Origin of the sequence: Streptomyces sp. NBC_01296, from assembly GCF_035984415.1 — a bacterium.
Lineage (GTDB): Bacteria > Actinomycetota > Actinomycetes > Streptomycetales > Streptomycetaceae > Streptomyces.
In genome coordinates, this window is the sequence record NZ_CP130720.1 from 2771913 (window position 1) to 2785453 (window position 13541).

Below are 13541 nucleotides of genomic sequence, written 5' to 3' on the forward strand. Positions count from 1 at the left end.
GTTGCCGCAACTCAGGAGCGGTTGGACACGGAGTCCCCGTGAACGGCGCCTGCGAGCAGTTCGGGCAGCGTCCCGGCGAAGTCCGGGAGCGCGCGGGCGGCCCGCCACCAGGCGTCGGCGTCGCCGCCGAGGGCGGCTTCGAGCAGCCGGTCCGCCTCGGCGCGGGCGGCGAGGACCGCCGGGTGGTGGTCGTGGCGGTCGGGGTGGTCCACCTCCCCCAGCCAGTGGCCCTCGTCCAGGGCCCAGGCGGCGGGGGCCTTGTGCCGGATCACGTCGGCGCCGGCCAGGATGCCGTCGTCGAGGCAGCCGCGGACCCACCGGATGTCCTCGCGCAGATCGCCCATGGCGTTGGGCACCCCGAGGCTGGCGAGGGCCAGCTCGCGGTTCACGCTGTCGTCCGGCTCCCACGCGGATCCCGGCGCGAGGGCGTCCACGGCCTCGGCGAGGCCGGGTATCGCGGCCTGCGGCTGCGGCGGGGGCGCGGCCCCGGCGGCGACCGCGGCCGCCAGCTCGGGCAGGGTGCCGGTGAACCCGGGGGCGTGCCGCTGCAGCTCGGCCCACAGCCTCGGGTCGTCGCCGAGCGCCGGACGCAGCACCCGCAGCAGGGCGGAGCGCATCCCGGCCCACTCGGCCAGGTTCCAGCCGAGGCCGCCGGCGGCGTGGGCCTGCCCGAGCAGCAGGGCCCGGTGGGCCGGTGCGACGGCCGCCGCGAGCTCGTCGAAGGTCAGGGTGCCGGTCCGCACGGCGCGGACCGCCGGCCGGTGCCATGCCGGTCCGTACGAGGTCTGCGTGCGGGTGTCGAGCAGGGCGAGCCGGGTCCGCCGGTCCAGGTCGGCTACCAGTAGCAGGGCCTCCACGGAGCCGGGCGGCAGCGGGGCGCGGGCGTGCTCGCGCAGCAGGGTCTCGGGGTCCAGCTCGTACGGGAGGGCCAGCACGTCGAGCGGGATGCGCGCCCGGCGGCTGCCGTGCCGGCGCAGCAGCCCGATGAGCTCGGGGCCGCTCAGCGGCGGCCCGATGGGCTCGGCGCCGTCCGGCGGTGGCCCGGAAGCCTCCGCGGCTGGCGGCGGCCCGAGCCGGCGGCCGAGTTCGGCGCCGAGGGTGGCGAGCAGCTCCGGCGAGGGGCCGGGGCGGGCCGCGTACCGCGCGGGGCCGGGCAGGCCGGGCAGGGGGCGGCCGTGCACCTGCGGGCTGCGGGCGATGGTGCGGCGGTCCTCGTCGGTGCCCTCGCGCAGCAGCAGGGTGACCGCGGAGGCCGGGAGGTACTCGTCCCGGCACAGGAACCGGCGGGTCGGCGCGTCGAGCCGCCCGAGGAGGTCGGAGGCGACGGCGTCCGGTGCGTGGCGCAGCAGGAGCGCCACGCACCAGGCGAGCCGTCGGCTCTCCCTGTCCACGTTCACATGCATCCGCTTCCCCGGGTTTCCCTGTCGCCAGTGTCGTACGCCTGACGGGCACCCGGCGATGATCGCAGGTCAGCGGATGGGGCGGTGGACGTTCTTCTGAGTCGACGGGCCGGGGGTGGCGTCCGCGATCCAGGGGCCGTCGCCAGAGGGGTCGAGCACGCCCTCCTCGAGCCAGGTGTAGGTGCCGGAGAGCACCCCGGCGACGACCTTGCGGTCCAGGTCGTCGGTGTTGGACCAGAGCCGGCCGAAGAGCTCCTCGACGCGGATCCGGGACTGCCGGCAGAAGGCGTCGGCCAGCTGGTAGGCCTCGCGGCCGTGGTCGCCGGAAGCGCGCAGGTGCTCGGCGCGCACGCAGGCCGCGCTCATCGCGAAGAGTTCGGCGCCGATGTCGACGATCCTGCCGAGGAAGCCCTGCTTGGTCTCCATGCGGCCCTGCCAGCGGGACATGGCGTAGAAGGTGGACCGGGCGAGTTTGCGGGCGCTGCGCTCGACGTAGCGCAGGTGGACGGAGAGGTCGGGGTGGCCGCCGGGGTGGAAGGCGCGGTACGCGCCGGGGACCTGGCCGGGGCCGGTGGCGAGCTTGGGCAGCCAGCGGGCGTAGAACCCGGCGGCGCGGGCTCCGGCCTTGGCCTTGTCGCCGAGCGCCTTCTCGGGGTCGATGAGGTCGCCGGCGACCGACAGGTGGGCGTCGACGGCCTCGCGGGCGATCAGCAGGTGCATGATCTCGGTGGATCCCTCGAAGATCCGGTTGATGCGAAGGTCGCGCAGCATCTGCTCGGCGGGGACGGCGCGCTCGCCGCGGGCGGCCAGCGATTCTGCGGTCTCGAAGCCGCGCCCGCCGCGGATCTGGACGAGCTCGTCGGCCATCAGGCAGGCCATCTCGCTGCCGTAGAGCTTGGCGAGGGCGGCCTCGATGCGGATGTCGTTGCGGTCCTCGTCGGCCATCTGGGAGGCCAGGTCGACGACGGCTTCAAGGGCGAAGGTGGTGGCGGCGATGAAGGAGATCTTGGCGCCGACGGCCTCGTGCTTGGCGACCGGGCGGCCCCACTGCTCGCGGACGCCGGACCATTCGCGGGCGATCTTCAGGCACCACTTCCCGGCGCCGACGCACATGGCGGGCAGGGACAGCCGGCCGGTGTTCAGGGTGGTCAGCGCGATCTTGAGCCCGGCGCCCTCGGCGCCGATGCGCTGCGAGGCGGGCACCCTGACCCGGTGGAAGCGGGTGAGGCCGTTCTCCAGGCCGCGCAGGCCCATGAAGGCGTTGCGGTGCTCGACGGTGATCCCGGGGGAATCGGCCTCGACGACGAAGGCGGTGATCCCGCCGCGGTGGTTCTCCGACTTCGGCACCCGGGCCATCACCACCAGCAGGTCCGCGACGACCCCGTTGGTGGTCCAGAGCTTCACCCCGTCGAGTACGTACCCGTCCTCGCCGTCGGGGACGGCGGTGGTGGCCAGCCGCGCCGGGTCGGAGCCGACGTCCGGCTCGGTGAGCAGGAAGGCGCTGATGGCGGTGGTCGCGCAGCGCGGCAGGAAGGTTTCCTTCTGCTCCTGCGTGCCGAACATCTTCAGCGGCTGCGGGACGCCGATCGACTGGTGGGCGGAGAGCAGGGCCCCGATGGCGGGGCTGACCGAGCCGACGAGGGCCAGCGCCTTGTTGTAGTACACCTGGGTGAGGCCCAGGCCCCCGTACTTGGGGTCGATCTTCATGCCGAGGGCCCCGAGTTCCTTGAGCCCGCGCACGGTCTCGTCGGGGATCTTGGCCTCGCGCTCGATGCGCGCAGCGAGGCCGTCTGCGAGTTCGGTCTCGCAGAACGCCCGCAACCGGGCCAGGAAGGCCTCGCCGCGCCGGACGTCCTCGTCCGCGGGCATCGGGTGCGGGTGGATCAGGTCGAGCCGGAAGTGCCCCAGGAAGAGTTCCTTGGCGAAGCTGGGCTTGCGCCAGTCCTGTTCCCGGGCCGCTTCCGCGACCTGCCGTGCCTCGCGCTCGGTCACCTTGGGCTGTGCGGGCTGTGTTGCGGACATGAGGGGACTCACCTCGCCGCCGGAGTCGGTGGTACCGGCCTACTGGCCGGTGCTACCTGTGAGTCGTACCCTCTCCGGCCCTCCGGGAAAAGCCGGGGCGGTCCGAGTGAGGGAAAACGAGTCCGGCCGCCGGGCTACCGCCTGGCGAGTGAGCCGAAGGGGCGCGCCGGCGAAGGAGGGCGAGCACCCGGAGAAAACCGCGAGGTGCGAGCGGTGTTCCAGGACGCACGGCCTCCTGGAGCCGGCAAAGGCGCCCCGGAGGCGAACCGGGCCCAAAAGGGGAAAAGGGGACGGCCGGAGCCCCCGCACAGTAGGCTCCGGCCGTCGGCTTTTGGGCCGTACGAGAATCAGATGTCGAGGCCGGTCAGGACCAGGACTCGCTCGTACGTGTAGTCGTCCATCGCGTAGCGGACACCCTCGCGGCCCACACCCGACTGCTTGACGCCGCCGTACGGCATCTGGTCGGCGCGGTAGGACGGCGCGTCGCCGACGATCACACCGCCGACCTCGAGCTCGCGGTGGGCGCGGAACGCGGTCTGGATGTTCCGGGTGAAGACGCCGGTCTGCAGGCCGAACTTCGAGTCGTTGACGGCGGCGAAGGCCTCGTCGGTGTTCTCGACCTTCGTCAGCGTCAGCACCGGCCCGAAGACCTCCTCGACGGCGAGGGTGGTGTCGGCGGGCAGGTCGGCGATGACGGTCGGCTCGTACGAGGCACCCTCGCGCTTGCCACCGGTGAGCAGCTTGGCTCCGGCGGAGATCGCCTCGTCGACCCAGGACTCGACCCGCTTGGCGGCGTCCTCGGAGACGAGGGGGCCGACGTCGGTGGCGGAGTCGGACGGGTCGCCGGTGACCTGGGCCTGGACCTTCGCGACGACCTTCTCGACGAGGCGGTCGTAGACGGAGGCGTCGGCGATCACGCGCTGCACGGAGATGCAGGACTGGCCGGCCTGGTAGTTCGAGAAGGTCGCGATACGGGTCGCGGCCCAGTCGAGGTCGGCCTCGGAGGACCAGTCGTCCAGGACCACGGCGGCGGCGTTGCCGCCGAGCTCCAGGGTGCAGTGCTTGTGGGGCACCGACTGCTGGATGGCGTAGCCGACCTTGTCGGAGCCGGTGAAGGAGATGACGGGCAGGCGCTCGTCCTTCACCAGGGCCGGCATCTTGTCGTTGGCGACCGGCAGGACCGACCAGGAACCGGCCGGGAGGTCGGTCTCGGCGAGCAGCTCACCCAGGATCAGACCGGAGAGCGGGGTGGCCGGGGCCGGCTTCAGGATGATCGGCGCGCCGACGGCGATGGCCGGGGCCACCTTGTGGGCGCACAGGTTCAGCGGGAAGTTGAACGGCGCGATGCCGAGGACCGGGCCCTTGACGAAGCGGCGGGTCAGGGCGAGACGGCCGACGCCGCCGGCGTCGGTGTCGAGGCGCTGGGCCTCGCCGCCGTTGAAGCGGCGGGCCTCTTCGGCGGCGAAGCGGAACACGGACACCGCGCGGCCGACCTCACCGCGGGCCCACTTGATGGGCTTGCCGTTCTCGGCGGAGATCAGCTGGGCGATCTCCTCGGTGCGCTCGGCGAGCCGCTTGGACACGTGGTCCAGGGCGGCGGCACGGACGTGGGCGGGAGTCGCGGAGAACTCGGCCGTCACGGCGGACGCCGCGGCCACGGCCTCTTCGACCTGCGCATCGGTGGGCACGCTGACGCTACCGACCAGGCGGCCGTCCCACGGGGAGTGGACGTCGAAGCTGTCCTGACCGGTGGCCTGGCGGCCGGCGAGCCAGAAGGCGTGGGTGGAAGTCATGCGAATCCCGGCCCTTCGGATGTGTGCGGGTCCTTGTCCCCTCCACCGTAGGACTCCGTCCGGGATTCGGCGTTTATCCGGGGTGGAGTGTGCCGAGCACCGGCCGCGCCGCTTTGTCACTGTCGCCGCGCCGGTCCCGCGCGGCGGCGGCAGCGGCGAGCGGCGGCAACCTGGTGGCTAGGCCGCGGGCGAGGTGGTCTTGAGGGCGAGCCACAGCTCCATGCGGACGTCCGGGTCGTCCAGGGAGCGGCCCAGGATCTCCTCCACCCGCCGCATCCGGTACCGCAGCGTATGCCGGTGTACGCCCAGGTCGGCCGCCGCCGCATCCCACTGCCCGTGCCGCGACAGCCACGCCTGCAGCGAGGCCACCAGATCCCCCCGCCCCTTCTCGTCGTGCTCGCGCAGCGCCCGCAGGGTGCCGTCCGCGAAGGCCCGTACCGCCTCGTCCGCCAGCAGCGGGAGCACCGACCCCGCCGCCAGGTCCTCGTGCTCCACCATCGGCCGGCCCCGCCGCCGGGCCACGACCAGCGCCTGGTCGGCCTGCTTGAAGGCCGCCGAAACCCCCGAAGGCACCGCGGCAGCGGACAGGCCGACCACCAGCTCGTCCGGCTCCGGACCCGTCGTCTCCCGCCCGCGCCGCGACTCCAGCGCCTCCGCGTGGTCCGCGCAGGCCTGCACCGCCGCGCCCCCGTCGGCCGCCAGCACCACCAGCCGCCCCGGCTCCGGCACCACCAGCAGCGCCTCCCCCGCCCGGGCCGCCGCCGACTCCACCGCGTCGGCCAGCAGCGCCAGCCCCTCCGGCTGCGCCGTCCCCGGCAGCGCAGGCTCCGCCACGATCAGCCGGAACGGCGCCTCCAGCAGCGCCCCGTACAGGTCCCCGGCCACCGCCCGGGCGTGCTCCGCCTCCCCGTCCAGCAGCATCCGCAGCACCGCCGCCCCGAGCCGGGACTCGGCGTCGTGCAGCGACCTCGACCGCTCGGTGGTCAGGGTCAGCAGGGCGACCGCCGAGTGCACGGCGTACCGCTCGGCCGTGCCCAGCGGGGCTCCGGTGCCGACGGCGAGCGCGCCGCGGGCCCGCCGGCCCGTCCCCAGCGACTGGAGCTCGACCCGGTCCTCCGAGCCGCCCACCACCGCGCTCGCCGGCGCAGGCCGCTCCCGCAGCCGCTCCACGTCGGGGGTCAGCCGGGCGGCCCGCCGGGCGGCCCACTCCGGGGCGGCCGCGACCACCGCGCCCGAGGTGTCGTACAGGGCGGCCCAGCCGTGCACGTGCGCCGCCAGCCTCGACAGCAGCTCGGCGGGGCCGTCGGCGGACAGCGCGGCACGGGTCAGCTCCCGCTGCGCCTCGAAGCCGGCGGTCACCGCGCGGTACTGGTCCGCAGCGAGGGCCGCGGAGACGGCCTTGCTGATCGCGAGGAACGGGGTCCTGCGCGGCACCTCCAGCAGCGGCAGGTCCTCGGCCCGCGCGGCCTCGACCAGCGCCTCCGGGACGGCCTCGTAGTTCACGCCGACGGCGAAGCCGATGCCGACGACCCCGGCCGCGGCGAGGCGGCGTACGTACCGGCGCATCTCCTGCGGATCCTCCGCGTCCAGCTTCATCGCGGTGATCAGGAGCAGTTCCCCGCCCTCCATATAGGGGACGGGGTCGGCGAGCTCGCTGACGTGGGCCCAGCGGACGGGGGTGTCGAGGCGGCCCTCCCCCGCCCGGACGCTGAGCTTGAGCGCCGAGTGCTGGACGAGCGAGGCGAGGGTGAGCGGCATCGGGTACCAGGGGCCTTTGAGGAAGGAGGGGCGCGGCGCGGAATTTCGCCTTGTCGTATGAAACGACTCCCCTCGATTCTGCCACCTCGTACGGGTCGGCTCAGCCCGTCGCGGCCAGCCGGACCAGCAGCGGAGCCGCCCGCTCTCCCTTGACCGAGGTCAGCGACAGCACCGCGTACCCGGGCGGTACGGCGTGCGCCAGCTCGGAGGCCGACCACCGCTCCCGCTCCACCTGGCGCACGGTCACCGCGTCCGTGGTCACGGCCTTGCCGGTGACCAGCTTGCGGAAGGCGTGGATGGCCCGGGTCAGCGGCTGGTCGGCGAACACGGTCCGGTGGGTGACGTCGCGCGTCTCCACCCACTCGGTGCCCCAGGCCTCGGCGAAGCGCTTGCCGTCCCAGGTGGTGACCCCGGAGAAGGCCATCCGGCAGCCGACCGCCCCGAGCAGCGGGGTGCGCAGCGCCTCCGGTACGTCGTCCAGCGTGCGCAGCGTCAGCAGGACGCCCGCGTTCGCCGAGCGCAGCCGCTGCAGGCCCCGCACGGTCTGCGGGGTCAGGGTGTGCGAGGCGTCGTCGAAGGCGAGGAACGCGAACAGGGAGCGGTCGGCGCGGGCCGCGGCGGAGGCGTTGAACTGCGCGAGGAGCAGCCGGGCCAGGATCCGGGAGGCGTCGGCGTGCCCGCGCTCGGGCAGGTCGATGCGAACGCGCAGCGGGTGCTCCAGGGCGCGCAGCGAGAAGGGCCGCCCCTGCCCGGTGGTGTCGAAAAAGCCGGCGAAGGCGGGCCGGTCGAGCAGCGCCACCCGGTCGGCGAGGGCCGGTCCCGGGTCGCCCTGGGCCGCGTACTGCCGTTCGCGTGCGTCGAGTTCGCGGAGCATCACCTGCTGCCCGGCGGCTTCGAGGGCGGTGCGCAGGCCGCCGAGGGCCTCGGGCACCCGGTCGAGCAGTTCGCGCAGTTCGGGCACGGCGGGGAAGCGGCCGTACGCGGCACGGAACGGGCCGAGCAGCTGGGCGAGGGCCGTCGCGGCCCGGCGTACCTCCAGGCCGGGGACGTCGCCGACGAAGGCTTCGGCGAGCAGGGTGGCCGCCTCGTCGGCATCGGTGGTGCCGCCGTAGAGGTCGAGGTCGTAGACGGAGTCGGGGTCGCCGACGCGTACCACGACGTCGTACGCGGTGTCCGGGCCGAGCTGGGCGCCGGCCGAGGCGACGGCGATGACGGCGGCCTGGCCGGCCAGCGCCTGGAGGGCGAGCGATTCGACGACGGGCCGCACCAGCTGCCGGGTCTTGCCCGCGCCGGACGGGCCGACGGCGAGCAGCGAGGTGCCGAGCACCGCGGGGTCGAGGGCGAAGCGGGTGCCGCGCCGGCCGTACGGGTTGCGCTCGCTGTCGTCGACCGTGCCGAGCAGCACCTGCCGGGCCAGCAGATCGTGCCGCGCGGCCCGGACGGGCAGGTCCCGGGCACCGGAGGGGTGGACGCAGGCGGCCGCGCCCTTGTCGCGCACGGCGTCGGCGAAGGCCGTGGCCCGCGCGGGCTCGGCCCGTACGGACTCCCAGGCGCGCCGGATCCGCGCGTAGTCGACGTCGTTCATCCGCCCGGATCCGACCTCGGCCCCGAGCCGGTCGGCAGTCTCCCCGAGCCCGGCCCCCCGAACCTGCGGCCACCCGACGGGATCATCGGGACCGCCCTCCTCGGGCCGGGCGGGGACGGCGGCCTGTACGGCTTGTACGGCACGGCTGCGGAGCATCCGGCGGGCCAGTTCGGGCCAGCGGCCGAGCCGCCCGAAGCCGATGACCAGGATGGCGATGACCAGGCCGTACCAGATGTAGGAGGCCACCACGGAGGGCAGCTTCCCGGCCCAGGAGTCGGGCGTGAACATGTAGAGCGGCCAGAGCCAGAAGCCGCCCAGGTAGCCGTTCCACAGCAGGGACCACAGGAGCAGCCCGGCGAGCAGGGCGATCAGCGCACCGCTGATCAGCTGTCGGGTCGGGGTCCGCTCGGGCTCCTCGGCGGCGCGCGGCACGTGTCCGTACGTCCACACGCCGGGCCCGTCGGAGCTCCGCGGGGTGCGCAGCCAGTCCGTGAGGGACGGGCCGGGGCCGGCGGGGGCGTGGGCGGGCTTCGGCGGGAGTGCGGGCGGCGGGCCGGCGGGGCGCGGGACGTGCCCGGCGCGCGGCGGCCGCTTCTCGTCCGTGCCGTACGTGCCGTCGGTGTCCATGAAACCCCTGCCCCCTGCCCGTGCCTGCGCTGCGTCGCTCAATGTAGTTGCCCGGAGGCGGCCGTGGGCCCGTACCGGCCTGTACTTCCGCAGCGTCCACAAGACATGCGGCATGTCCTTCCTATGGCCGTCACGGACAAGGACACGCGGGCACCACTCCCGAACGGAGCATGCCGTACCCCCTCCCCCGGGCCTAGCCTGCGGACAAAGACACAAGTGCGTCCGAAAACACCCCCCAGGAGCCCTCTATGACCGCTGTCCCGCAGGAGCGCCGCATCGTCACCGCGATCCCCGGCCCCAAGTCGCAGGAGCTGCAGGCCCGCCGTCTCGAGACGGTCGCCGGCGGCGTGGGCTCCGTGCTCCCCGTCTTCACGGCCCGCGCGGGCGGCGGCATCATCGAGGACGTCGACGGCAACCGCCTCATCGACTTCGGTTCCGGCATCGCCGTGACCTCCGTCGGCGCCTCCGCCGAGGCCGTCGTGCGCCGCGCCTCCGCGCAGCTCGCGGACTTCACCCACACCTGTTTCATGGTCACGCCGTACGAGGGCTACGTCGAGGTCTGCGAGGCGCTGGCCGAGCTGACCCCGGGCAACCACGCGAAGAAGTCGGCGCTGTTCAACTCCGGTGCCGAGGCCGTCGAGAACGCCGTCAAGATCGCCCGCGCGTACACCAAGCGCCAGGCCGTCGTCGTCTTCGACCACGGCTACCACGGCCGTACGAACCTGACGATGGCGCTGACCGCGAAGAACATGCCGTACAAGAACGGCTTCGGCCCGTTCGCTCCCGAGGTCTACCGCGTCCCGGTCGCCTACGGCTACCGCTGGCCCACCGGCGCCGAGAACTGCGGCCCCGAGGCCGCCGCCCAGGCGATCGACCAGATCACCAAGCAGATCGGCGCCGACAACGTCGCCGCGATCATCATCGAGCCGGTCCTCGGCGAGGGCGGCTTCATCGAGCCGGCCAAGGGCTTCCTGCCGGCGCTCGTGAAGTTCGCCAACGACAACGGCATCGTCTTCGTCGCCGACGAGATCCAGTCCGGCTTCTGCCGCACCGGCCAGTGGTTCGCGTGCGAGGACGAGGGCATCGTCCCGGACCTCATCACCACCGCCAAGGGCATCGCGGGCGGTCTGCCGCTCGCCGCCGTGACCGGCCGCGCCGAGATCATGGACGCCGCGCACGCGGGCGGCCTGGGCGGCACCTACGGCGGCAACCCGGTGGCCTGCGCCGGTGCGCTCGGCTCCATCGAGACCATGAAGGAGCTCGACCTCAACGCCGCGGCGAAGAAGATCGAGTCCGTCATGAAGGCCCGCCTGACGGCCATGCAGGAGAAGTACGACATCATCGGCGACATCCGCGGCCGCGGCGCCATGATCGCGATCGAGCTGGTCAAGGACCCGGTGTCCAAGACCCCGTTCCCGGAGGCGGCCGGCGCGCTCGCCAAGGCCTGCCACGCCGAGGGCCTGCTCGTCCTCACCTGCGGCACCTACGGCAACGTGCTCCGCTTCCTCCCCCCGATCGTCATCGGCGAGGACCTGCTGAACGAGGGCCTGGACCTCATCGAGGCTGCGTTCGCGGCCATCGGCACGGACGTCTGAGCGACCTTCCGAACACGAGAGCCCGCCGGTACCCCCGGTAACGGGCGGAGCCTGTGAAGAAGATGTGGGGGGCCGATGGCAGGAGCGCGTTCCTGCTGTCGGTCCCCTTTCCGCTGCCGTACGGTTTCTGCAGATGAGTGAGACACCCCGCTCCCGGGAAACCGGGGGCGACACCAGTACCGGGCTTCCCCAGCGCCGCACTGGGCCTGCGTTCGCGCACACTCCTCACCGATCGGACGGCCGTTCGCCCCAAACCCCCCGGGGCGCCCGGCAACCCGATCCGGGCGGCCGTCCCGGAACCATCCCCCCTGTTCCGGGACGGCCGGCCATTTTCCTCCTCCTCTCCCTGCTGGGACTCGCCCTGACGACCTGGCAGGTCCTGGTGTCGGGCCCGCTGCTCACGCCGGACGAGCGCCTCAGCCGCGCCCTGGTCCGCACCGTCCCCGACTCCGTCACCGAGCGCCTCTCCGACCTCGGCAACGTCCAGGTCGCCGTACCGGTCCTGGTGCTGGCGATGGCGTACTCCGTCCGGCGCTCCCGCGCCTGGACCCCGGCCCTGACCGCCGGGCTGGCCATGGCCCTGGTCCCGGCCGTGATCGTGCCGCTGAAGACGTGGACCGCCCGCCCGGGGCCCCTGGAACCCTGGGCCGCCGGCTACTACCCCTCGGGCCACACCGCCACCTCGGCCGTCGCCTACCTCGGCGCGGCCCTGCTGATCTCCCCGTACGCGCGACGCCCCTGGCCGCTCGCCGCGGCCCTCCTCCTGACGGCCGCCACGGCCACCGGCCTGATCCTGCGCGGCTGGCACTGGCCCCTGGACGTCCTGGCCAGCTGCTTCCTGTGCACGCCCCTGCTGCTGGCCGTCACCCACGCCGTACGCCGCGCTGTCGGACCGCCTCGGCACTTCGGCGGCTAGCCGCCGAAGTAGGTGTCGAAGTTGCGGCTGAACTCCCAGCCGCCGAACCGGTCCCAGTTGATCGACCAGGTCATCAGGCCGCGCAGGGCGGGCCAGGTGCCGTGCGTCGCGTAGGTCCCGCAGTCGGTCTTCTTCGTGAGGCAGTCCAGCGCCTTGTTCACCTCGGCGGGCGGGGTGTGGCCGTTGCCCGCGTTGGTCGTGGCCGGGAGGCCGATCGCCACCTGGTCCGGGCGCAGCGGCGGGAAGACGCGCGCGGTGTTGCCCGCGACCGGGAAGCCGGTGAGCAGCATGTCGGTCATGGCGATGTGGAAGTCCGCGCCGCCCATGGAGTGGTACTGGTTGTCGAGGCCCATGATCGAGCCCGAGTTGTAGTCCTGGACGTGGAGCAGGGTGAGGTCGTCGCGCAGGGCGTGGATGACCGGGAGGTAGGCGCCGGCGCGCGGGTCCTGGCCGCCCCAGGGGCCGGAGCCGTAGTACTGGTAGCCGAGCTGGACGAAAAAGGTCTCCGGGGCCATGGTCAGGACGAAGTCCGGGCCGTACTCGGCCTTCAGCGTCTTGACGGCCGAGATCAGGTTGACGATCACCGGGGTGGTGGGGGCGCGGAAATCGGTGTCGCCGGTGGCCAGGGAGAGCGAGTGGCCCTCGAAGTCGATGTCGAGCCCGTTGAGCCCGTACTCGTCGATGATCTTGCTGACGGAGGACACGAAGGTGTCGCGGGCGGCCGTGGTGGCGAGCTGGACCTGGCCGTTCTGGCCGCCGATCGAGATCAGGACCTTCTTGCCGGCCGCCTGCTTGGCCTTGATGGCGGCCTTGAACTCGGCCGCGGATTCCACGTTCGGGCATGCGCCGACCGGGCAGAGCGAGAAGCGGATGTCCCCCGAGGTCACCGACGTCGGTTCGCCGAACGCGAGGTTGATGACGTCCCAGGAGGCGGGGACGTCGGCCATCCGGACGTGGCCGGAGCCGTTGGCGAAGCTCGCGTGGAGGTAGCCGACCAGGGCGTGGGCCGGCAGGCCGGGGTTGCCCGGGTTGCCTCCGCCGCTCGTCGTGGAGGCCGAGACGGGGGCGCTCTTCGCGGACTCGCCGGCCGCGTTCACCGCGCTGACCTGGAAGGTGTACGCGGTGGACGCGGCGAGTCCGGTGACCGTCGCCGAGCTCCCGGTGACGCTCACGGGCGCGGCACCGTCCCGGTGGATCTTGTACGAGGTGGCGCCGGACGCGGCCGCCCAGGAGAGGTCGATGCTGCTCGCGGTGGCGCCGGATGCGGTCAGGCCGGTGGGGGCGGCCGGGGGCTGGGGCTGGCCGGGGCCGGTGCCGCCCGGGTCGGGGCCGACGAGCGTGACGTCGTCCGCGAGGTGGGCCGGCTGGCCGTACCAGCCGTGCGTGTAGATCGTCACGGAGGTGGTGGCCGCGCCCGTACGGAAGGTCGTGCTCAGCTGCTTCCAGGCGCCCGGGGTCTGCGTCCAGGTGGACACGTCGGTGGTGCCGGTCCCGGCCGCGCCGAGGTAGACGTACGCGCCCTGCACCCAGGCGCCGAGCGTGTACGTCGCATCGGGCTTGACGGTGACGGTCTGGGAGCAGCGGGCGTTGTCCTGGCCGGCCGGGGTGGCCTTGAGGGCGGAACTGCCGCCGTGGACGGGGGTGGTGACGACGGCTCCGCTGCCGGCCGAGCAGCTCCAGCCGTCGAGTCCGGCTTCGAAGCCGCCGTTGCGGGCGAGGTCGGCGTCGGCCGCGGCGGCCGGCGGGCCCGCGGCGAGGAAGCCGGCCACCGCGAGGGCGGCAGCGGTGAGAAAGGACAGGGGTCTGCGCACAACTGCCTCCGGAACATGGGGGGATGGAGCCAGG

The 13541-nt window shown here is 73.6% G+C and carries 8 protein-coding genes; 2 read left to right on the top strand and 6 right to left on the bottom strand.

The window, feature by feature from the left end:
• Positions 1 to 11: 11 nt before the first annotated feature.
• The 5 genes from OG299_RS12230 to OG299_RS12250 all read right to left on the bottom strand — a co-directional run bounded on the left by OG299_RS12230 (position 12) and on the right by OG299_RS12250 (position 9185).
• Positions 12 to 1397, bottom strand: coding sequence for a hypothetical protein (locus tag OG299_RS12230; protein WP_327361508.1), 1386 nt, complete (start codon positions 1395 to 1397; stop codon positions 12 to 14).
• 72 nt (positions 1398 to 1469) lie between these two features.
• The gene (locus tag OG299_RS12235) at positions 1470 to 3422 is read right to left on the bottom strand and encodes an acyl-CoA dehydrogenase family protein (RefSeq protein ID WP_266636271.1); all 1953 of its coding nucleotides are present in this window, start codon (positions 3420 to 3422) and stop codon (positions 1470 to 1472) included.
• A gap of 347 nt (positions 3423 to 3769) precedes the next feature.
• Complete coding sequence (locus OG299_RS12240; RefSeq protein WP_327361509.1) at positions 3770 to 5215, bottom strand: aldehyde dehydrogenase family protein; 1446 nt, start codon at positions 5213 to 5215, stop codon at positions 3770 to 3772.
• A 177-nt stretch (positions 5216 to 5392) separates the two neighbouring features.
• Entirely contained in the window at positions 5393 to 6973 is a 1581-nt protein-coding gene (locus tag OG299_RS12245) for a PucR family transcriptional regulator (RefSeq protein ID WP_327361510.1), read from the bottom strand.
• A 100-nt stretch (positions 6974 to 7073) separates the two neighbouring features.
• Positions 7074 to 9185, bottom strand: coding sequence for an ATP-binding protein (locus OG299_RS12250; protein WP_327361511.1), 2112 nt, complete (start codon positions 9183 to 9185; stop codon positions 7074 to 7076).
• A gap of 248 nt (positions 9186 to 9433) precedes the next feature.
• On the opposite strand from OG299_RS12250, the gene gabT reads away from it, so the two are divergent.
• Both gabT and OG299_RS12260 read left to right on the top strand, forming a co-directional pair.
• On the top strand, positions 9434 to 10780 hold the full coding sequence (gabT, locus tag OG299_RS12255) for a 4-aminobutyrate--2-oxoglutarate transaminase (RefSeq protein ID WP_266636277.1): 1347 nt from the start codon (positions 9434 to 9436) through the stop codon (positions 10778 to 10780).
• 382 nt (positions 10781 to 11162) lie between these two features.
• A complete protein-coding gene (locus OG299_RS12260) occupies positions 11163 to 11696 on the top strand; it encodes a phosphatase PAP2 family protein (RefSeq protein WP_327361512.1) in 534 nt (177 codons plus the stop codon).
• Here OG299_RS12260 and OG299_RS12265 read toward each other — a convergent pair.
• A complete protein-coding gene (locus OG299_RS12265) occupies positions 11693 to 13495 on the bottom strand; it encodes a chitinase (RefSeq protein WP_442817587.1) in 1803 nt (600 codons plus the stop codon). The two genes, OG299_RS12260 and OG299_RS12265, sit on opposite strands and share 4 nt — an antisense overlap.
• Positions 13496 to 13541 lie beyond the last annotated feature (46 nt).

What these genes read in the sequence shown, in the direction of transcription:
- OG299_RS12235 (WP_266636271.1), bottom strand. Translation starts at nt 3,422, where the DNA reads ATGTCCGCAACACAGCCCGCACAGCCCAAGGTGACCGAGCGCGAGGCA.
- OG299_RS12240 (WP_327361509.1), bottom strand. Translation starts at nt 5,215, where the DNA reads ATGACTTCCACCCACGCCTTCTGGCTCGCCGGCCGCCAGGCCACCGGT.
- OG299_RS12245 (WP_327361510.1), bottom strand. Translation starts at nt 6,973, where the DNA reads ATGCCGCTCACCCTCGCCTCGCTCGTCCAGCACTCGGCGCTCAAGCTC.
- OG299_RS12250 (WP_327361511.1), bottom strand. Translation starts at nt 9,185, where the DNA reads ATGGACACCGACGGCACGTACGGCACGGACGAGAAGCGGCCGCCGCGC.
- gabT (WP_266636277.1), top strand. Translation starts at nt 9,434, where the DNA reads ATGACCGCTGTCCCGCAGGAGCGCCGCATCGTCACCGCGATCCCCGGC.